Raw genomic sequence first — 861 nt, 5'->3', positions numbered from 1 at the left:
ATCGCAGAGCTTGTAAAAGGCTACGATGCAGTTGTATTTCAGGAGCTTTTTGACCCGATTCTGACAGCACATTTTAGAAGCAAGATCAGTGAGGAATATCCTTACCTGACAGACATTCCATTCAAGCTTGGTAAGTTACTGACAGGTGGCTCTTTCATTGCGAGTCGTCACCCGATTATTGAGCACGATGATGTTGTCTATGACGCATGTCGGGCAGATGGTTGCTTAGCGTCTAAGGGCATGAACTATGCGAAAATTGATAAGGGGGGGAAAATCTATAACCTGTTTGGAACCCACACGCATGCCTACACGACAGCAGATGATATTGCGGTTCGATTTTCTCAGCTAGCGCAGCTAAAAGGTTTTGTAGATAGCAAGAACATCCCATCAGATCAACCTGTACTGATGGCGGGAGATTTCAACGTCGATAAGGTGAACTTCCCACAAGAGCACGTAGACTTTTTATCGCTTATGAATGCAACAGAACCTACAGCGTTAGGCGAGTACCCTTACTCTTACGCAGGCCCTGTGAATGTTTATGCGGATGATCAATACAATGAGTACTTAGACTATGTGTTGTATTCAAACGAGCATCAAGCGCCAGTTTATTCTCATAACAAGATGCTGACGCCTCGTAGTATTGAATGGGATCACTGGACCACTTGGGACTTGTCAGATCACTACCCTGTAGCGAGTGAGTTTGTATTCGCTGAGTAAGCCACTTTTACTACCTTAGTTGCGTATTGATACCCACACTGCTTAGTGTGGGTTTTTTTCGTTTAGAGCGAGGCAAAAGACGCTCGACTCGCTTTCTCCCGGCTGACACATCGCGCCGATATATATCAAATCTATATCGAGCTT

General features: G+C 44.9%; 1 protein-coding gene. It reads left to right on the top strand.

Annotation, left to right across the window (positions count from 1 at the left end; genetic code table 11):
- The coding region (locus A3735_RS08105) for a sphingomyelin phosphodiesterase (protein WP_197485763.1) at positions 1-717 on the top strand (717 nt) is incomplete at its 5' end.
- Positions 718-861: the final 144 nt, after the last annotated feature.

This window comes from Oleiphilus sp. HI0061 (genome assembly GCF_001635675.1).
The sequence above is the reverse complement of the archived record's forward strand: the minus strand, read 5'-3'. Positions and strand labels throughout refer to the sequence as shown.